A 20,283-nucleotide genomic window follows, 5' to 3' on the forward strand; every position below is an offset into this window, starting at 1 on the left:
ATTTGCGTAACAAAATGTTTAATTTTAGAGAAGACTAATACCAAACTATCAAAATGAAAAAGCACCTTACCAATGCTGGCATACTCATGCTGGCATGTTTTCTATTACCATTATCATTATTATCTCAAAGAAAGAAAAAATCACAAACTGCTACTCCAACGTATCCAGAAGAGCTATACTCTAGCTTGGATTATAGATTGATCGGTCCGTTTCGTGGTGGTAGATCTGCTGCGGTAACCGGTGTGCCCGGCGAGCCTAATTTGTTTTACTTTGGCGCTGCAGGTGGCGGAGTATGGAAAACATTGGACGGTGGTCGTACTTGGGACAATATTTCCGATGGATATTTCGGTGGTAGTATAGGCGCTGTTGAAGTTGCTAAAAGCGACCCGAACGTTATATATGTTGGTGGTGGAGAAAAAACCTTAAGAGGTAACGTATCATCAGGTTACGGAGTTTGGAAAACCGAGGATGGAGGTAAAACCTGGGCAACTGCAGGATTAGAAAAGAGCAGACATGTACCACGACTACGCGTGCATCCTACTGATTATAATACGGTATATGCAGCGGTTCTAGGCGATATTTATAAGCCGACTAAAGACCGTGGTATTTATAAAAGTACGGATGGGGGTAAAAATTGGAAACAAGTGCTATTTGTAAATGAACAAGCTGGTGCGGTAGATTTAACTTTTGACCCCAACAATCCAAGAATTTTATATGCTTCTACATGGCATGCACAACGAACGCCTTACAGTTTAATAAGTGGTGGTGACGGCTCTGCACTTTGGAAGAGTATGGACAGTGGTGAAACCTGGACTGAGATTTCAAAAAATGAAGGTTTCCCTACGGATACTTTGGGTATTATTGGTGTAGCCGTTTCTCCTAAGAATTCAGAAAAGGTTTGGGCTATAGTAGAGAATAAGGAAAAAGGTGGTTTGTACCGATCCGAAAATGGAGGTAAGACCTGGTCAATCGTTAATTCGGAAAGAAAGCTAAGACAGCGTGCATGGTATTACACAAGAGTGTATGCCGATACGCAAGATGAAGATGTTGTGTATGTGTTGAATGTGAACTACCACAAGTCTACCGACGGAGGTAAATCATTTAATACGTTCAATGCGCCCCATGGTGATCATCATGATTTGTGGATTTCACCTGAAGATTCGCAACGTATGATCATTGGAGACGATGGTGGTGCTCAAATTTCTTATGATGGCGGTGAAACTTGGAGTACCTACTACAATCAGCCAACTGCACAATTTTATAGGGTTACCACAGATAACTCTTTTCCTTATAGAATTTATGTGGCACAACAAGATAATTCAACTTTAAGAATAGACCACAGAAGTGATGGGCGTACCATTGATGATAGTAATTGGGAAGAAACTGCCGGAGGTGAATCTGCTTGGATTGCTGTAGACCCAAAAGATAATGATATCGTGTATGGTGGTAGTTATGACGGATTTTTAACCAGGGTCAATCATAAAAATAAAACGGTAAGAGGTATTAATGTATGGCCAGACAACCCAATGGGTGCTGGTGCGGAAGCTATGAAGTATCGTTTTCAGTGGAATTTCCCCATTCTATTTAGTAGACATAACCCGAAGAAATTATATACATTTTCCAATTACGTACATGTTTCGGAAAATGAGGGTCAGAGCTGGGAAGTTTTAAGTGGCGACCTAACACGAAACGACCCAACGAAATTGGGTTCTAGTGGCGGACCAATCACTCAAGATAATACCAGTGTAGAATATTACTGTACCATTTTTACGGCAAATGAGAGTCCGTTGAAAGAAGGCCTGTTATGGGTAGGTAGTGATGACGGATTAATTCATGTTTCTAAAGATTCTGGTGCAACTTGGGAAAATGTCACGCCTTCTAACATGCCAGAGTGGAATATGATTAACGGTATTGAACCATCAAACTTTGATGAGGGTACATGTTATGTTGCCGCAACAAGATATAAATTAGGTGATTTTCAACCTTATCTTTATAAAACCACGGATTACGGTAAAACGTGGACAAAAATAACGAACGGTATCCCTTCTGAACATTTTACTAGAGTATTGCGTGAAGACCCTAAGAAGAAAGGCTTGTTATATGCAGGTACCGAAACAGGTATGTACGTTTCGTTTAATGACGGAGCTAGTTGGTCTCCTTTTCAAATGAACTTACCTATTGTTCCAATTACAGATTTGACTATTAAAGATGATAATTTAATTGTAGCAACGCAAGGTCGCAGCCTTTGGATAATAGATGATTTAACGGTGTTGCATCAATTAGATGAAAGCAAGAAGAATGCGAATACCATATTGTTCAAACCAAAAGATTCATACCGTACAAAAGGTAGGGCAGCTAAGAAGCCTTCTAAAACTTCAGGTCAAAATTTGGAGAACGGCGTCATTACCCACTTTCTTTTGAAGAACTATTCTGAAAAAGACACCGTACAATTAACGTATACTAATATGGCTGGTGATACATTGGCTAACTATAGTTCTACGGCAAAGAAAAAAGACAAGAAGTTAGACCTTAAAAAAGGGGGTAACACTTTTGTTTGGGATACGCGCGGTAAAGGAGCTACGAAACTCGAAGGAATGATTTTCTGGTGGGCTAGTTTTGACGGTGCCAAAGCTGTGCCTGGAGATTACAAAGTACACTTGAATGTGAACGGGACTAATAACAGCGAAACGTTTACCATTTTGCCAGACCCAAGAGCAGAAAGTTCTGTAGCAGAAATGCAGCAACAATACGATTTTATTACCGATATCAACACTACTATTGAAAATGCGCATCAATCTATAAAGAAGATTAGAGATGTTACGGCACAATTGAATGCATTTACCGAGCAGTATAAAGATGATGAAAGAACTACCGAGTTGATTGAAAAAGCCAAAAAAATGAAAGAAAAGCTTGGCGAGGTAGAGAAGGCACTGTATCAAACAAAAAACAGAAGTCGACAGGATCCATTGAATTTCCCTATTAAACTGACGAATAAGTTAGGTCACTTGAACAGTTTGGTTTCTATAGACGATTTTCCGCCTACAGAGCAAGACATCGCCGTAAAGAATGAACTGACAGCTAAAATTAATAAGGAGCTTCAAGTATTTAATAACGTAATATCATCAGAACTTCAAGAATTCAATAAAGAGTTTAACGAGCTTAATTTGAATTATTTGTTCATTGATGAAAGTAAGTAAAGTCGAAAACGGTCATTTCGAGTGAATTTTTGAAGTATGAAAAAATTAGTATCGAGAAACTTTTGTGTTCAAAATGTTTCTCGATACATTTTTTCTTTATGCATTACCCCAAGAAAACTGCTCAAACTGACAATTTAGAATGCCTAAAACAACAACCAAACAACCCAATAATGAAAAAACAACTACTCTTTTTTATATCGGTACTGGCAATCACCATAACTTTTGCCCAAAATGCCAACGATTATTTTCAACCTTTAAAATTCAGAAATATTGGTCCGTTTAGAGGTGGGCGTTCGGTAACTGCAACAGGGGTTATTGGTGATCCCATGACCTACTATATGGGTACAACTGGTGGCGGAGTATGGAAAACAGAATCTGCCGGGCAACGTTGGGAAAATATTTCTGATGGTTATTTTGAACTGGGCTCTGTTGGTGCGGTTTCGGTATCGGCTTCCAATCCTAATATTGTTTATGTGGGTATGGGAGAACATGCACCACGTGGTGTTATGACATCTTACGGTGACGGTGTATATAAGTCTACCGATGCGGGTAAAACTTGGAAGAAAATGGGACTTGAAAAAACCCAGCATATATCGCGTATCATTATACATCCTACAAATCCTGATATTGTTTATGTGGCTGCGCAGGGTGCTCTTTTTGAAGGTAATGCCGAACGTGGTGTTTATAAATCCGTTGATGGGGGTAAGACATGGAAAAATACCCTATTTGTAAATGAATTAACAGGTGCTTCTGAACTTTCTATGGATGCTAATTATCCTGAAATTATGTATGCCGCCATGTGGGAACACCAACGTAAACCAAATATGGTTGTCAGTGGTGGTGCAGGTAGTGGTCTCTATAAATCTACGGATGCCGGAGAAACTTGGCAGAAAATACATAAAGGACTTCCGGAGGAAAAAGGAAAAATGGCGATAGCTGTGAGTCCTTCAAATTCTAACAAAGTTTATGCTCTTATTGAAAGTGATTCCGACGCAGATAAAGGCGGACTTTTCGTTTCAAATGATGCCGGTGGATCTTGGAGCATGGTTAGTGGAGATAATAGATTGGTACAACGTGCTTGGTATTATATTGAGGTTTTTGTAGATCCTAATGATGAAGATACGGTGTATGTTTTAAGTGCACCTGCGCTACGTTCTGAGGATGGTGGAAAAACATGGGAAAGGCTTTCAGGAACCCATGGGGATTATCATAACTTATGGATTAATCCAAATAATTCTAAGAATATGGTGATTGCCAATGATGGTGGGGCTGCCGTTTCATTCGATTATGCAAAAACTTGGTCTACACAAGATAATATGCCTACGGCTCAGTTTTATCGTATTAACGTAGATAATCTGTTTCCTTATAATATTTATGCCGGTCAACAAGACAATACTGCGGTCAAAATTGCAAGTGTTTCTATGGGTAGAAGAAGTATAACAGAACAAGATTGGACATATACTGCCGGTGGTGAAAGTGCTTTTTTAGCTTTTGATCCAGATAATCCCCGTTATGTTTTAGGTGGTAGTTACCTAGGTACTATTGAAGTCTTGGATATGGAATCAAAGGCATCGACCAAAATTATGGCGGCACCCATTCAATATTTGGGTAGGGAAGCTAGAAATATGAAGTACCTGTATAATTGGAATGCACCTTTAATTGGTTCTAAACATGAGCCTGGTACATACTATCACGGTGCACAATTGGTTTTGCGTACTAAGGATATGGGTGTAACCTGGGAAGAAATATCGCCTGACCTCACACGCGATATCGATGCAAAACAAGGTAATGGCGGTGGTCCTTATACCAATGAAGCGGTTGGTGCAGAGAATTACGGAACATTGGCATATATGCTAGAATCGCCACATGAAAAAGGACATATTTGGACAGGTAGTGATGACGGATTGGTACACTTGACCAAAAATGGTGGAGAAACTTGGGAGAATGTAACCCCTAAAGGATTGAAAGAATGTTTGATCAATGCCATAGAGGTTTCTCCGCATGACCCGGCAACAGCTTACATAGCTACAACAAGATATAAGTTCAATGATTATACGCCCGGTATCTATAAAACAACAGATTATGGTAAAACATGGACAGCTATAAATTCAGGGATACCTTATGGAGCTTTTACGCGTGTAGTTCGTGAAGATGAGTTTAAGAAAGACTTGTTATATGCAGGTACCGAAAAAGGATTATATGCATCATGGAACGGTGGTAAATCTTGGGAGCCTTTTCAACTGAATTTGCCTAATACTCCAATTACAGATTTAAAAGTACATCAGGGCGATTTAGTGGTGGCAACATCGGGGCGTTCATTTTGGATATTAGATGATATTATTGCGCTGTCTCAGTATCAACCGTCTAAGGAAGGACTTCAAATATTAAAACCAAAAGATGCTTATAATGGCTCTTGGGGCAGTCCGCTAAGTGGTAATTCTAGTTCATTTACGGGTAGCGATGCGTTTAACGGTATTAACCCTGCCAATGGGGTGGTATTATATTATGAGCTCCCAAAATTAGCAGATAGTGCTTCTATAACATTAGAAATTTCTGATGCTAATGGGAAATTGATAAGAGCTATCACTTCAGAAAAGGATCCTACGTACAAACCACACAATGGTGGCGGTGCTCCTCCGGCACCAGTGTTGAGTAAAGAAGAAGGACTAAACCGTTTTGTATGGGATATGAAATACCCAATTATGCCAGGAGTACCTGATGTATATATTGAAGCAGGATTTACCGGACATAAAGTTTCCCCTGGTACATATACTTTTACCTTAAAGGTTGATGGGCAAACAGTATCCACCACAGGTGTAATAAAAGAAGTGCCTACTTACGAGACGAAACCTGGTCAGTATGAAGAGTTTGATGCTTTTATGACCGATGCAGAAGCAGAGTTGACAGAAATGCATAATATGGTGAATCTGTTGTACAAAGCACAACAAGATTTGGCAGAAGTGTTGAAAAAGGTAACCGATGTAGAAGCCAAATCTAAAGGTGAAAAGTTGCTGGCTGATTTGAAAGCTTGGGATGCCGATATGGTACAACGAAAATCTCAGGCGTATGATGACGTAGAAAATTTTCCAAATAAATTCACGGCAGAATATCTGTTCATGATCAATCAGACCAATAGTAGTATCGCAAGATTGAATAAATCTAATAAAGACCGAAAGGCTGAATTGGATAAGAAATGGGAGACATTAAAAGCAAAAGGAAATCAATTGAAGAATTCGGAAATACCAGCCTACAATAAAACCTTATGGGATGCAGGAGTAGGTGCAATAAGATTATAAGGTAAGTTCTATCCGCTTTTGCTAACTTTGAACTTGTTTAAGTTGAGAAAATAGAAAAAAGAACTGAGAAATTAGTTTTGCACTTGAACTTGTTTCTTGCACTTGAGATTGAGTTTTGAGTTTGAGTTTGAATTTGTTTCTTGCTTTTGAGCTTGCCTCTTGAACTTGAGTTTGTTTTTATAAGCCTTATGACAGAATATTACAATTATATAAAATCCCTGCATCTCATCTTCGTAATAACGTGGTTTGCAGGGCTTTTTTATATTCCTAGATTATTCATTTATCATATAGAAGCTCACCAAAAACCATCACCAGAAAAGGAAATTCTATCAAAACAATTAAAGTTGATGACCAAGAGGTTGTGGTATATCATTACCTGGCCATCGGCTGTATTAGCAGTGTTTTTTGCTATTTGGCTGCTAATTATTTACCCAGGATGGTTAACCCAACCTTGGATGCACATAAAACTAGGTTTTGTAGTGTTACTGATATTATATCACCTAAAAAACCATCAAATTTTCAAAAAGTTTCAACAAGATGATATTCAATACACCTCTAAATTTATGCGTATATGGAATGAAGGTGCTACCTTAATTTTGTTCGCAGTTGTTTTCTTGGTGATTTTGAAGAGTTCTTTTAATTGGATTTTTGGAGTAGTAGGCATTATTGTTTTAGGGATACTTTTAATGCTGGGTATAAAACTCTACAAAAGAATACGGAACAAGAATCCCGAAGCATAATTCAAGCTTTATGCTAGAAATAATGAGCGAGGTTGAATTACGGCTCAACTTATATCAAGCAAGTATTATTTTAATCTAACTATCAGGTGAAGGCCAACAAGTCACGGTCCTATTTTAAATCCCACTCTTAGTTTAATTGTTATAATTTTTGTGTTTTACAGTTAAAAAGGCTGCTATAGCTTTGTTAATTTTAGATAATCATAAAAATATATAGATGAGAAATATAATGATGTTAGGGTTAATTAGTGTGTTTATCCAATTTTCATTTGCACAGACAAACAACCTGAAATGGCTTGATATTGAATTGGCGAACTATGAATATCCTTTTGATGTTTCTGAGTTGAATTTAAAAGTTCAAGGTCAAGATCTGCAAATGTCTTACATGGATGTAAAACCTTCTAACTTTAACGGCAAGAGCATTGTGCTTTTTCACGGTAAAAACTTCAATGGAGCCTATTGGAAAACTACAATCGAAGCACTGACTAAAGAAGGTTATCGCGTAATTGCACCGGATCAAATAGGCTTTGGTAAATCTTCTAAACCTGCACATTTTCATTATACATTTCAACAATTGGCACGCAATACAAAAGAGTTGCTTGATACCTTGAAGGTAACTAAAACAACTATTTTAGGACATTCTATGGGAGGCATGCTGGCTACTCGATTTGCGCTAATGTACCCTAAAACAACAGAGAAGTTGGTTTTAGAAAACCCCATCGGACTTGAAGATTGGAAATTAAAAGTACCTTACAAGCCTGTTGAATGGTGGTATGCCAATGAACTTAAGAAAAGTTATGAAGGCATTAAAAATTACCAATTGAAAAATTATTATGATAATAAGTGGAAAAGCGACTATGATCAATGGGTAAATTTATTGGCCGGTTGGACATTGAATTCAGATTATGATAGAATTGCCTGGAATGCTGCGCTAACCTATGACATGATTTTTACACAACCTGTAGTGTATGAATTTAAAAATATTAATGTGCCTACGTTATTAATTATAGGAACACGAGATAGAACGGCGCTTGGTAAACCATTAGTTTCTGATGAGGTGAGAAAAACAATGGGACTTTATAATCAATTAGGTAAAACAACACAGCAGCGCATAAAGAACGCTCAATTGGTGGAAATAGATAATATTGGTCATTTACCACATATTGAAAAATTTGAAAGCTTTATTACCCCATTAATTAAGTTTTTAAAAGAATAAGTATTGGTTATACAAAGCTTGTTGGGGTATATTTTTTAATATGTAGATATGCCTAATTTATTCAATTAAGACTTCAAGGAGTTTTTAGCTTTCTTAGCGGCAATTTTCGCTTTTGGCAAAATAAGTTTAAAAGTAGTTCCTTCTCCTTTTCCTGCAGATTCGGCAGTAATAGTACCACCATGGGAAATTGCAATTTTTTTAACCATATAAAGCCCCAGACCTGTGCCTTCAACGTTCTGATGAAAACGTTCAAAAGGTGTAAATAATTTTTTCAGGTCTGCTTGGCTGATACCTAAACCATTGTCACGTACCAAAAAAGTATTGGTTTTTCCTGTATTTTCAAAATCTACGGTTATTTGAGGATTTGGTTGGTCTCCCATATACTTGACCGCATTATCTAAAAAGTTGCCAAAAACCTGAATAATCCTATTTCGGTCGCCAAAAATGTCGGGTAGGTTATCTGCAATGGTAAGATTTATGTTTTTCTTCTCTAGTTTACTTTTAATAAGTTTTTTTGATAAATCTAATATCTCATTGGTATTCAATAGCTCATTCTTATTTTCTATTTTTCCAAGTCTTGCTATTTCGGTGATGTCAGATATCAACTCGTTCATATTATTGCATGAAACATCTATTAAATCAAGATATTCGGCTACCAGCGGATGCTCTTCTATTGGCATTTCTGTAGGAATAAGGCTAGCAAGGCCTTTAATATTGCTCAGTGGACTTTTTAAGTCGTGTGAAACCGCAAAAGTAAATCGTTGTATTTCTTGATTCTTCGTTTCTAAATCGTCTGCGGCCTTTAAAAGTTTGTCCTTTTGATCTTGTAGTTCAGTGGTACGTTCTGCTACCTTTAATTCTAACCTACGTTGGTTTTTCTTAATGGTTCTAAGCTTAATGTAATATGCAACATAGAATAGCAAAAGCAATAGGGCGACCATTAATAAATTAAACCACCAAGTTTGCCAATATGGGGGAGTGATAATTAGGGTTAAGTCAATTTCATTATCGGTCCATACACCATCAGAATTGGTAGATTTCATTTTTAAGGTATATTCTCCGGCATTAAGATTGGTATAGGTCGCTGTAGGTGTGTTTCCTACATAATTCCATTCTTTTTCAAATCCACCCAAATAAAAAGCATAATTAACACTTTCTGGATGTCTAAACGTTAGCGCTTTAAAGTCAATATTGATAACGGACTGATCATAGCTAAAAGTTAAGGTATCTACTTGACTAATATTTTTTTTCAATACACCAAATTCATCGTTAGGAAGCACTGGTTTATTAAAGATTTTAAGTCCGGAAACATATAAGGTAAGGGTATCTTTACGTTTTTCTACATCATTGGCGGTAAAAATGTTAAATCCGTTTATACCACCAAAAACGTACTCACCTTTACTAGTGGTCAAGGTAGAACTGGCTATGAATTCTTTAGCTTGCAGTCCTTCATCAACATCATAATTTATAAAATCACCTGTGCAGGTGTCGTACCGGGTAATTCCGTTTTCAGTACTTAGCCATAGATGGTTGTAGGTATCATCTATAATTCCTTTTATAGCATCATTTCTAAGACCTTCTGATTTGGTAATTGCCTTAAAAGAATCGTTTTCAGCATTGTATTTGTTAAGTCCGCCTTGCGTGCCAACCCATAATGTACCCTCACTATCTTGAATGATAGTGTTGACAAAGTTGTTGCTTAATGAATTATGAGTGCTATAATGTGTCGTTGTCCATGTTCCATTGTTTCCGGTCAATTTGAATAGACCGGAGTTTAAAGTGCCAATCCACATTTGACCTAGATGGTCTTCGAATATTTGATAGATTGAATTGATTTCTACTCCATCAACATCTGAATTTAGTATTACATTTTTATGTGAATTTGTATTTGGATCATATACTTGCACACCAGCAAAATAATTTATAATCCAAATATGCCCTTTTTTATCCTTTAAAAAATCGACTATAATGTTCGAGTTTAAAAAAGAGTTTTCTGTATTTAATTCCTTAAACTTTTTTGTTTGGGTATTAAATACGGTGATTCCATTGGTCCAAGTGCCTAGCCATAATTCATCTTCTTTATTCTGTAATATAGATAGAACAACATTGGTATTAAGGGTTTTATTTTTTAGTGCATAATGTTCAAAGGTGTCTAATGCTCTGTTCCAATAGTTAAGACCTCCACCATCTGTACCTATCCAAAAGTTTCCATTTGCGTCTTCAATAAAACAATTGACTAGTTTATTGCTTAAAGACTTGGGGTTAAAAGGGTCTGAATTAATATGATTAAATTTAAAATATTCGGGGTCATAAAAATTTAGTCCGCTTTTATATGGGGCTACCCACATGGTACCGTTTCGAGTACATAATAAGGACCAAATTGAATTACCGGAAATGGAATTAGGTTTAGAAACATGATACTCTAAATGACGTATAAACTCAAGTTCGGTAGAGTATATATATAAACCATTATTTTCAGTACCGATCCAAAATTCATTATCTAGATTTTTAGCTAACGAACGAATGCCAAAGCCTGGACTAACCTGTTTTTTGTCTCTTTCAATTTTAGAAGTAAGACTTACGTTTAAACGGATTAGTGAGCCATTATTTGTACCAAGCAAAAAGTTGTTGTCCTCCAATGAAATGGCAGATATGATATTTTCTATTTCTTGAACTTCGTTTAAAATTTCTAAATCATTATTGGTGACAATGATATTGTACGATGAAATAATAAGTACCCTGTTGGCATCTAAAGGAATTATCTTATGTATCTTGTTTATTCTAGGATTAACTACCTCTAATTTATCGTTGTCGAGGGCCAAGTGACTTATCTTGCCTGTATTTTCATTGTACTTGTAAAGACCTGCCGATTCTGTGCCTAACCATAATTCTCCATTTATTCTTGCTACCGATTGAAAGCTGCGGTCTTTTATATGTAATCCTTCATTTTTAAAAGGAAAGGGGGCTACAATATTTAAACTTCGGTCATATAGATTTAAACCTTCGTTTGTGCCAATAAGTAAGTTCTCGCCATCTTCATATAATTCAACTACGTATTCATGACTAAGTCCAGTTTTATTATCAGTACTTTTTCTGAATATTTCAAAATCCTTACCATCATATTTGTTCAGTCCATTTCGTGTGCCTACCCATATAAACCCATAGCGATCTTCTAGTAATTTGGTAGCAGAGCTTTGAGACATACCATCTTGAATATGATGAAATTTTAGTGGCTCTAAGCTTTGAGAGTAAGCGCTAAATGAAATTAGAATGACTAGTAAAAAGGCAAGATTTTTAGACAAAGTATTGAAAAGCATATCAGACCTATAAGGGGCGTACTATGATTTAACGCATTTAAATATAAGAAATTACTTTCAAAATGAACTAATTGCAATATGGGCTAAAATGTTTAAAACATTAGTATCTTTTTTGTGTAACAATGAGTTAGTTGGTACAAGGTTGCTAACTGAAAAACTTCTTATAGCTACTAATTATGTATGTAAAAGAGTCGACATTATGTTTGTTAATGTTTTTTGGTGTGATATTTGCTAACTTTAAACAAATAATTGAAGCTTGTTAACAAGAGTATCTTTACGGTCACGTATTTTTCTTTCCATGATTTTTTTGGTGTTAATCGCATCGGTACTGATTGCGGGCGTAACGGTGTATCAATACCGTGAGCAATCAAAAGATTATCACGAGAATAGAATGGAACGTAAAGAAGAGCAAATACGCCAAAGTATTGATCTTGCCATTCAGAAAACAACATATCCCGTTACTACAGAAAACTTAGATCTTATTTTTAAGAATGAAATTTATGAAATTGCCGTTGTGCAAAACATGAATTTTAATATCTATAGTTTGGATGGGGAGCTTATAAAAAGTTCTCGACCTAAATTTGCCAATGACTCCATATCTATGTGTTTAGATGCTGAGGTGCTAAATATGCTAGAGATTAGCCCTAATAAACGCTATGTAATGGAAAATGCTTTGGCGGGGGATAAATACCAGGCCTCATTCACTTATATAGCCGATCAAAAGTTTAAACCAATTGGTATTTTAAACCTTCCGTACTTTGAGGATAACTCTTTTAACGATTATGAATTAAAGGAATTTCTGTTTCGATTATCGGGTGTTTATCTGCTCATGCTATTAATGGCAATATCATTTGCGTTTTTTATTTCAAAATATATAACCCGATCATTGGAGACCATCTCAACCATGATGGGAAAAACAGAATTGAGTAAGCAGAACAAAAAAATATATCTAGATAATCCCGGAGAAGAAATAGAAAAACTAATTTCGGCTTACAATGGTATGATTGACGAATTAGGTCAAAGTGCTGTAAAATTGGCCCGTAGCGAACGTGAACAGGCATGGCGAGAAATGGCAAAACAAGTGGCTCATGAAATTAAGAACCCCCTTACGCCAATGAGATTAAGCGTGCAGAGTTTTGAACGCAAATTTGATCCTAATGATCCAGATATTCATAAAAAGGTAAAGGAGTATTCCAATACTTTAATACAGCAAATAGATACCATGAGCAGTATTGCGTCAGCATTTTCAAATTTTGCCGAAATGCCAGCGCAACAGAATGAAACACTGAATGTTGTAAAAATCGTAAAACTGGCATTAGATATTTTTAACGAAGATTATATTCATTTCATTGCTGATGAAGAAGAAATTATTGCGAAATTAGATCGTACACAATTAATAAGAGTGGTTACCAATTTGGTAAAAAATGCTATACAAGCTGTGCCAGATGTAGAATCGCCAAGAGTTTTGGTAACTGTAGCGTCTGAAGGAAATATGGTAAAATTATCGGTAGCGGACAATGGTCACGGTATTGAAAAAGAAAATGAAGATAAAATTTTTGAACCTAAGTTTACTACCAAGACCAGTGGAATGGGCTTAGGCTTAGGAATGGTGAAAAATATAGTGGAGACATATAAGGGTACCATTAAGTTTACCTCACAACCTGGTAAGGGAACGGTATTTTGTGTAATGTTTCCAAAAGAAAATGTTTAATGCAACAAATCAACAACAATGTCATACGTAACAATACTAATTGAGAAAGAAGAAACAACTGCAATTGTAACCATCAATAGACCAAGTAAATTAAATGCTTTAAATAAGGAAACAATTGGGGAGTTACATGATGCTTTTAAAGATTTACAAAAAGACAAGACTATTAAGGCCATTATTTTGACAGGTAGCGGTGAAAAGGCTTTTGTAGCTGGTGCAGATATTTCTGAATTTGCAGATTTTAGTGAAAAGGAAGGGAAAAAATTAGCCGCTAAAGGTCAAAAACAGTTGTTCGATTTTGTTGAAGGCTTAACAACCCCCGTTATTGCAGCAGTTAACGGCTTTGCCCTTGGCGGAGGATTAGAACTAGCTATGGCTTGTCATTTTAGAGTGGCTACCGTTAATGCCAAAATGGGGCTTCCAGAAGTTTCTTTAGGATTAATACCTGGGTATGGCGGTACTCAACGTTTGCCTCAGTTGGTCGGTAAAGGCAGGGCTATGGAGATGATCATGACCGCGGGTATGATTTCTGCAGATCAAGCTAAAACTTATGGACTGGTAAACCATGTAACTTCACAAGAAGAATTGTTGCCGTTATGCCATAAAATCATATCAAAAATCACCAATAATTCCTCAGTAGCCATTGCTCATGCAATAAAAGCTGTAAATGCTGGTTTTAAGAATACTGTAAATGGTTATGAGCAGGAAATTGAGGCTTTTGGTGCCTGTTTCGGAACTGATGATTTTACCGAAGGCACAACAGCATTTTTAGAAAAAAGAAAAGCTGATTTTCCGGGTTCATGACATAAACCAATCTGGTTATGTTAAAACGTAGCGTATTCTTATTTTTATTCACAATCAATGTTTTAAGTTCTTTTGCTCAAGAAGAACTGGTTTCATATACTATTGGAGAAAAGTTTCACGACAAATACAGATACTCCAATATGCTGGCAATTGCTGATGACGGCAATGAAGGAACTGTGGTGGTGCGTGCATATTACACGGGAATTGTTCTAAGGCCCAAAGGTTATTTTATTGAACATTATAATAAGGATCTAGAACTTGTTTCTGAGTATAATTATAAACTCAAAGGAGCTAATTTTATAGATGCGTATGTACAAAACGGACAAGTATACCTACTATTTTTAGAGTACAACTATAATAGTAGAAGCTATCAATATGAAGTACATAGAAGTCCGTTTTCTCAGTTTCAATTTACTAAGGAGACTATTCTATCCATTGCATCTGATCCCGTAGAACAACCTTTGGATAGAAATTTCTACAACAGAAACTTTTCATCTGGCTTTACAACATCCATCTTGTTCAATGACGATAAATCTGCCTTTGCTATAACTACACATTACAAAAAGAGGAAGGTAGACCAGCATACTATTTATGCTTTTAAATCGAATTTGAATAAAATATTCGAGCATGATTTTTCTGATGAGGTTGAAGAGAAAAATTATGCATTTGAAAATGTGGTCTTTTCGAAAGATCTTCAAAATGTGTATTTAGTAGGTAAGGCGTATTTTAAGAAGAAACGTTTTAACGCGACTGAGCGAAAATTTCAGTATGAAATGGTCAGGGTTTCAAAAAATGGTAGAAGTACACAGTCATTCTTCACCCCAGGGAAATTTCCTGAAGCTTTAAAACCAATTTTTAAGGGAGACGAACTGCTTTGTATCGGTTTTTATGCAGATCGAAAAGATAATCGATATAACGGTATATCTTATTTTAACTTGGAGCCACAATCCCTCACATTAAAAACCGAGAAATTTAATGCTTTTTCAGAACAGTTCATGTTAGATAAATTTGGGCGCGAAGATGATAAAGCCATTAAGAATCTTGTGTTTAAGGGTATGGATATTACTGCAGAAGGTAATATCTTGTTCAATGCAGAAGAATATTTTACAAGTAATAGTGTACAGTCTAACTCAAGTGGTGGTAGGGTTATGGTAACCAGGTATCATCATAACGATATAATAAGTGCAAAACTTAGTGCTACTGGAGATTTGGTATGGGCAAGAAATATTAATAAAACCGAGGTAACCCAAGGTGATGGTGCTTATGCTTCTTATAGCGCGTACACTAAGAATAATTCAACCTATTTCTTTATAAGTACATCTGCAGAGAATCCTCAACAATTGAGCGATGATCGTATTATGTTCAAACAAGGATTAAGTAGAGATAGAAATGTCTTTTTAATTCGTTTAGATGAGAATGGGCATATGAAGTATAATAAGGTTATTGATGACACTGAAGCTCGCTTACCACTTATGGTCTCAGCGCCTTATATTGATCGTCAAAATGACGAATTGATGTTCTATGCCAAAAGAGGCACCAAAAAACAATTGGTTCAAGTGGGTGTTAAATAAAATTGATATTAGGATTATTTCCATAATTTTGGATTAAATCCTATTTAATGATATCTCATAGTATTGTAAGGGGTAGAGGTGCCCAAAAGAATACCAATAATAAATTCTCAACATACAGCTACGAGACTAGAGACGATTTTCTAGAATTTTGTCGTGTAGAAGGTGAGGTTTCCGACAAGAATAAAACCCAGTATATACCGGTTTACCCTAAAACAATTGTCAACAAGGTAACTAGTCCAGATGTTGGCATGAGTTATTCCATGAACATGTATCAAGGTTGCGAACATGGTTGTATTTATTGTTATGCAAGAAATGCACATGAATTTTGGGGCTATAGTGCGGGGCTGGATTTTGAGCGTAAAATACTGGTAAAGCATAATGCGCCAAAATTGTTAGAAGAGAAATTGAAAAGTAAAAAATGGCAAGCCAGTACTATTGTACTATCAGGTAATACAGATTGCTACCAACCTGCCGAGCAAGAATTTCAATTAACAAGAGAATGTTTGGAGATTTTCTTAAAATACCGACACCCAGTAGGTATCATAACCAAAAATGCCTTGATTTTACGTGATTTGGATATCCTCAAGAAATTGAATGATCACGGGTTAATTGGCGTTAATATTTCGATTACATCGCTATCGGAAGAAACCAGAAGAATTCTCGAACCTAGAACAACCACTATAAAGAAGCGGTTAGAAGCTATTGAGGTATTATCTAAAAACGGTATACCCGTAAATGCTATGTTGGCTCCAATTATTCCAGGTATCAACAGTCATGAAATTCTAAATTTAGCAAAAGCGGTTGCGGATCGTGGTGCTTTATCTATGGCGTTTACGGTTGTAAGATTAAATGGTGCCATTGGTGAAATATTCACCGATTGGATTCGAAAAACACTCCCAAACAAAGCAGATAAGGTATTACATCAAATAGAGGAATGCCATAGTGGAACTTTAAATGATAGCCGTTTTGGTATTCGCAGCAGAGGAGAAGGCAAAATAGCTACTCAAATTCATGATATGGTACGTTTGGCTAAACGCACTTATTTCAATAATAGAACTTTCCCAAAGTTAAATACTCAGTTACATGAATCTTATAAAGATGGTCAATTAAAGTTATTTTAAAATAATATGCCACAAACTTCAACATTATAAAATGTCTGCTCGTGGGTACTTTTTTAAAAGCGTTGTCATAGATTTTTGTTGGTATTTGAAAATCCGAAGGAAATGTGAGCATCAATAAAAATGGAAATGTTTTTATTAAAAATTTGGCTGATAATTTTTAATACAGTTAAACAGGTATAATGTCCAAATGATCAACATAACTGCATGAAAAAGAACTAAATATTGCGTTTAAGTTAAAAATATAAGCATTTGAATTAGTGGCTTAAAATTAAATGTTATGCAGTTTTATAGAGTAAAAAATTTCTTTCGAAAGTTTTGTTAAAATAAAGTCCAAAAGAGAAATCTAAGCGTAGATAGGGTGAATGAAATAAATATTAGAACCATTTATGAAAACCAAGAACACTACCATAAAAGATATGAAAATTTCAAAGAAAAATTCGGAAAAAGAAGTAAGGAAATCTTTCTTCTCTAAGATTGCCGACCAGATAGAAAATGCCAACGCATGGGGCATTTTTGTAATGGGCAGTACATTTGTATTAATGTTTGGATCTGCTTATTTAGCTTATATTTTACAAAACGATTTCACAGATTTGCATTTAGAGCGTAGAAGTAGTCTTATCGGCTTTATTTTTATGATTGTAGCTGCAGCTTTCTTCGTTTTCAAATTAAGCTTCTTTATCTACACTTTTGTACGTTTTTTAAAATATAAGGCGATACCATCGGTAACCGATGATGAATTACCTACCGTAACTGTAATTGTGCCAGCTTATAATGAAGGTAAGCAAGTTTGGGCCACACTTAAAAGTTTAGCGGATAGTGATTACCCAGAGCATAAAGTACAATTGTTGGCTATCGATGATGGTAGTAAAGACGATACTTGGAACTGGATGCTTGAAGCTAAAAAAGAATTAGGAGATAGGGTTTCTATCTGCCAGCAACCTAAAAATATGGGTAAGCGTCATGCCCTTTACAGAGGATTTAAAGAAGGTACAGGTGAAATTTTTGTTACTGTTGATAGTGATTCTATCGTTGACCCAGATACGTTAAGAAATTTAGTGAGTCCGTTTATTGTTGATGAAAACTGTGGTGCGGTTGCAGGTAATATTCGTGTTTTAAATAACAAGAAAGAAATATTACCTAAAATGCTAGATGTAAGTTTTGCACTTAGTTTTGAGTTCGTACGTTCATCTGAAAGTACTTTAAAATCAGTTTTATGTACACCAGGGGCTTTGGCGGCTTATAGAGCTACAGCGGTATTTGGTTGTTTAGATGAGTGGATCAATCAAACCTTTATGGGGCAACCTTCAGATATTGGTGAAGATAGAGCCATGACCAATATGATATTGAAACAAGGTTTTCATGTATTGTTTCAAAGAAATGCTTTTGCGTATACTAACGTTCCAGAAAAATATAAAGGTCTTTATAAAATGTTTATTAGATGGGGTAGAAGTAATGTTCGTGAGAATATACAAATGTCTAAATATGTGTTTACAAACTTTAGAAAAGGACCAAAAGCGGGTACAAGATTATTGTTCTTTAGCCAGTTTTCAAGAATTGTATTGTGTTACCCATTTGTACTGTTTATGCTAGTATTTGTTTTCACGCATCCTTTATTGTTCTTAAGCTCTACATTCTTAAGTATATTGGTGCTGTCTACATTCCCAGTGATATTTTATGCAAAAAGATATACGTTTTCAGAGTCTTTCTGGGCATATTCTTATAGTGTACTTTACACATTTGGTTTGTTTTGGATTACCCCTTATGCCATTGCAACCGCGAGCAGAAGAGGTTGGCTAACAAGAGAGTTGCCACAGAAATAAGAAAAATTTTAAAACTAAAAAGGGTCTCAATGCAAAATGAGACCCTTTTTTTATTCAATATAGCTTAGTTAGTTGTGCTAGCTTAAATTTTTAAGAGGACTCCATTCTTGATAAAATTGCTCTAGAAAATCTATCATATATTGATGTCTTTTTTCTGCCAAACGCTTTCCGGTTTCCGTATTCATTTTGTCTTTTAGTAACAGCAGTTTTTCGTAAAAGTGATTTAAGGTAGGTGCTTGTGATTTCTTGTACTCCTCTTTGCTCATGTTTAAGTTTGGAGGAATGCTTGGATCATAAAGTGCTCTATTTTTAAATCCGCCATAATTAAATGCTCTTGCAATACCAATAGCACCAATTGCATCTAAACGATCGGCGTCTTGCACCACTTTTAGCTCCTTAGAAGTAAATGGTTTTTTCTTCATCTTGCCATCGTTCAAGCCTGCCTTAAAAGAGCTGTACTTGATTATATTGGTTACATGGTTAATAATTCTTTTAGGTACTTCTAGACTTAATAAAAAATTCTCGGCCATTTTGGGACCTAACGTCTCATCTCCATCATTAAACTTAGCATCTGCAATATCATGAAGTAATGCACCCAGGCTAACCACCAAAATATTTACATCTTCTTCTTTGGCAATGAGCATGGTATTATTGAAAACACGTTCAATATGAAACCAATCATGCCCTCCCTCTGCATTTTGTAACGTTTCTTTGACGAAAATTATGGTTTCTTCTACTATTTCTGAATCGGTCATTTAAAGGAGTTTACGCCGCTAACTACGGATGCTTCAATTTGTTTTACTAGTTCATCAAGATTGCCCTTGTTCTCAATAGGTTGTTGTACCTCTAATCTTACCTTAGATCCCAACCCCATAGGAAACTGCCCAAACCTAACTAATTTCCATGAATTGTTGATACTAATGGGAACGATCAATGCCGATGGTGCTTTTTTAAGAAGCATTTTTAATCCCATAGGTTTAAAAGGTTTTGGATGTCCGTCTCTGCTTCTCGTTCCCTCAGGAAATATAACGGCACTTCTTTTATGTTTTTCAATGTAAGCACCAAGTTTACCTATTTCCATTATTGCCGATTTTCCATCCTTTCGGTCAATAAGTACAGATCCACCGTGAACCAAGTTAAAAGATACACTGGGTATACCTTTGCCTAGCTCTTTTTTACTCACAAATTTTGGATGGTGCTTGCGCATATACCAAATTAATGGCGGTATATCATACATACTTTGATGATTGGTTACAATGATCAAAGGTTTATCTACTGGAAGGTCAAAATTGTTAGTGAATTTGTAGGTAGTGCCCAAAATATTGGTGCTTCGCATTAAAAAGAAATTCAATTTGCTGACTACGGGCTTTAGTCCGTTATATCCAAAGATTTTAAAAGCCGCCCACTGAATAGGATGAAAAATAAGTAGACATAGTCCAAATGCTATGAAAAAAAAGGGGGTTATAATATAGGAAAGCAGTTTCTGCATAGTACAA

At 35.9% G+C, this 20,283-nt stretch carries 12 protein-coding genes; 9 read left to right on the forward strand and 3 right to left on the reverse strand.

Annotated features, from left to right (window positions below):
- Positions 1 to 53 precede the first annotated feature (53 nt).
- The 4 genes from EXIGUO8A_RS08065 to EXIGUO8A_RS08080 all read left to right on the forward strand — a co-directional run bounded on the left by EXIGUO8A_RS08065 (position 54) and on the right by EXIGUO8A_RS08080 (position 8,446).
- Positions 54 to 3,197 carry a VPS10 domain-containing protein gene (locus tag EXIGUO8A_RS08065; RefSeq protein ID WP_159302712.1) on the forward strand — a complete coding sequence of 1,048 codons (3,144 nt, stop codon included), beginning with the start codon at positions 54 to 56 and terminating at the stop codon, positions 3,195 to 3,197.
- Positions 3,198 to 3,367: 170 nt separating this feature from the next.
- Positions 3,368 to 6,493 carry a VPS10 domain-containing protein gene (locus EXIGUO8A_RS08070; RefSeq protein ID WP_159302713.1) on the forward strand — a complete coding sequence of 1,042 codons (3,126 nt, stop codon included), beginning with the start codon at positions 3,368 to 3,370 and terminating at the stop codon, positions 6,491 to 6,493.
- A gap of 188 nt (positions 6,494 to 6,681) precedes the next feature.
- Complete coding sequence (locus EXIGUO8A_RS08075; RefSeq protein ID WP_159302714.1) at positions 6,682 to 7,233, forward strand: CopD family protein; 552 nt, start codon at positions 6,682 to 6,684, stop codon at positions 7,231 to 7,233.
- A gap of 214 nt (positions 7,234 to 7,447) precedes the next feature.
- A complete protein-coding gene (locus EXIGUO8A_RS08080; RefSeq protein WP_159302715.1) occupies positions 7,448 to 8,446 on the forward strand; it encodes an alpha/beta fold hydrolase in 999 nt (332 codons plus the stop codon).
- A 65-nt stretch (positions 8,447 to 8,511) separates the two neighbouring features.
- On the opposite strand, the gene EXIGUO8A_RS08085 is transcribed toward EXIGUO8A_RS08080, so the two are convergent.
- The gene (locus EXIGUO8A_RS08085) at positions 8,512 to 11,763 is read right to left on the reverse strand and encodes a ligand-binding sensor domain-containing protein (protein ID WP_159302716.1); all 3,252 of its coding nucleotides are present in this window, start codon (positions 11,761 to 11,763) and stop codon (positions 8,512 to 8,514) included.
- Positions 11,764 to 12,061: 298 nt separating this feature from the next.
- Here EXIGUO8A_RS08085 and EXIGUO8A_RS08090 point away from each other — a divergent pair, with 298 nt between their 5' ends.
- From EXIGUO8A_RS08090 to EXIGUO8A_RS08110, 5 genes are all read left to right on the forward strand, one after another.
- On the forward strand, positions 12,062 to 13,474 hold the full coding sequence (locus EXIGUO8A_RS08090; RefSeq protein WP_159302717.1) for a sensor histidine kinase: 1,413 nt from the start codon (positions 12,062 to 12,064) through the stop codon (positions 13,472 to 13,474).
- Between the two features lie 18 nt (positions 13,475 to 13,492).
- Positions 13,493 to 14,275, forward strand: coding sequence for an enoyl-CoA hydratase/isomerase family protein (locus EXIGUO8A_RS08095; RefSeq protein WP_159302718.1), 783 nt, complete (start codon positions 13,493 to 13,495; stop codon positions 14,273 to 14,275).
- A 17-nt stretch (positions 14,276 to 14,292) separates the two neighbouring features.
- Positions 14,293 to 15,846 carry a hypothetical protein gene (locus tag EXIGUO8A_RS08100; protein WP_159302719.1) on the forward strand — a complete coding sequence of 518 codons (1,554 nt, stop codon included), beginning with the start codon at positions 14,293 to 14,295 and terminating at the stop codon, positions 15,844 to 15,846.
- A 47-nt stretch (positions 15,847 to 15,893) separates the two neighbouring features.
- A complete protein-coding gene (locus EXIGUO8A_RS08105) occupies positions 15,894 to 16,967 on the forward strand; it encodes a PA0069 family radical SAM protein (RefSeq protein ID WP_159302720.1) in 1,074 nt (357 codons plus the stop codon).
- 386 nt (positions 16,968 to 17,353) lie between these two features.
- A complete protein-coding gene (locus EXIGUO8A_RS08110; protein WP_159302721.1) occupies positions 17,354 to 18,787 on the forward strand; it encodes a glycosyltransferase in 1,434 nt (477 codons plus the stop codon).
- A gap of 77 nt (positions 18,788 to 18,864) precedes the next feature.
- Here EXIGUO8A_RS08110 and EXIGUO8A_RS08115 read toward each other — a convergent pair whose 3' ends face one another.
- Both EXIGUO8A_RS08115 and EXIGUO8A_RS08120 read right to left on the reverse strand, forming a co-directional pair.
- Positions 18,865 to 19,542 carry an HD domain-containing protein gene (locus EXIGUO8A_RS08115; RefSeq protein ID WP_116771938.1) on the reverse strand — a complete coding sequence of 226 codons (678 nt, stop codon included), beginning with the start codon at positions 19,540 to 19,542 and terminating at the stop codon, positions 18,865 to 18,867.
- Complete coding sequence (locus tag EXIGUO8A_RS08120; RefSeq protein ID WP_159302722.1) at positions 19,539 to 20,276, reverse strand: lysophospholipid acyltransferase family protein; 738 nt, start codon at positions 20,274 to 20,276, stop codon at positions 19,539 to 19,541. The genes EXIGUO8A_RS08115 and EXIGUO8A_RS08120 overlap by 4 nt, the downstream gene beginning before the upstream one ends.
- Positions 20,277 to 20,283 lie beyond the last annotated feature (7 nt).

Source organism: Maribacter litoralis (assembly GCF_902506355.1).
In the GTDB taxonomy this organism is placed as follows: domain Bacteria; phylum Bacteroidota; class Bacteroidia; order Flavobacteriales; family Flavobacteriaceae; genus Maribacter; species Maribacter litoralis.

What these genes read in the sequence shown, in the direction of transcription:
- EXIGUO8A_RS08065 (WP_159302712.1), top strand. Translation starts at nt 54, where the DNA reads ATGAAAAAGCACCTTACCAATGCTGGCATACTCATGCTGGCATGTTTT.
- EXIGUO8A_RS08070 (WP_159302713.1), top strand. Translation starts at nt 3,368, where the DNA reads ATGAAAAAACAACTACTCTTTTTTATATCGGTACTGGCAATCACCATA.
- EXIGUO8A_RS08075 (WP_159302714.1), top strand. Translation starts at nt 6,682, where the DNA reads ATGACAGAATATTACAATTATATAAAATCCCTGCATCTCATCTTCGTA.
- EXIGUO8A_RS08080 (WP_159302715.1), top strand. Translation starts at nt 7,448, where the DNA reads ATGAGAAATATAATGATGTTAGGGTTAATTAGTGTGTTTATCCAATTT.
- EXIGUO8A_RS08085 (WP_159302716.1), bottom strand. Translation starts at nt 11,763, where the DNA reads ATGCTTTTCAATACTTTGTCTAAAAATCTTGCCTTTTTACTAGTCATT.
- EXIGUO8A_RS08090 (WP_159302717.1), top strand. Translation starts at nt 12,062, where the DNA reads ATGATTTTTTTGGTGTTAATCGCATCGGTACTGATTGCGGGCGTAACG.
- EXIGUO8A_RS08095 (WP_159302718.1), top strand. Translation starts at nt 13,493, where the DNA reads ATGTCATACGTAACAATACTAATTGAGAAAGAAGAAACAACTGCAATT.
- EXIGUO8A_RS08100 (WP_159302719.1), top strand. Translation starts at nt 14,293, where the DNA reads ATGTTAAAACGTAGCGTATTCTTATTTTTATTCACAATCAATGTTTTA.
- EXIGUO8A_RS08105 (WP_159302720.1), top strand. Translation starts at nt 15,894, where the DNA reads ATGATATCTCATAGTATTGTAAGGGGTAGAGGTGCCCAAAAGAATACC.
- EXIGUO8A_RS08110 (WP_159302721.1), top strand. Translation starts at nt 17,354, where the DNA reads ATGAAAACCAAGAACACTACCATAAAAGATATGAAAATTTCAAAGAAA.
- EXIGUO8A_RS08115 (WP_116771938.1), bottom strand. Translation starts at nt 19,542, where the DNA reads ATGACCGATTCAGAAATAGTAGAAGAAACCATAATTTTCGTCAAAGAA.
- EXIGUO8A_RS08120 (WP_159302722.1), bottom strand. Translation starts at nt 20,276, where the DNA reads ATGCAGAAACTGCTTTCCTATATTATAACCCCCTTTTTTTTCATAGCA.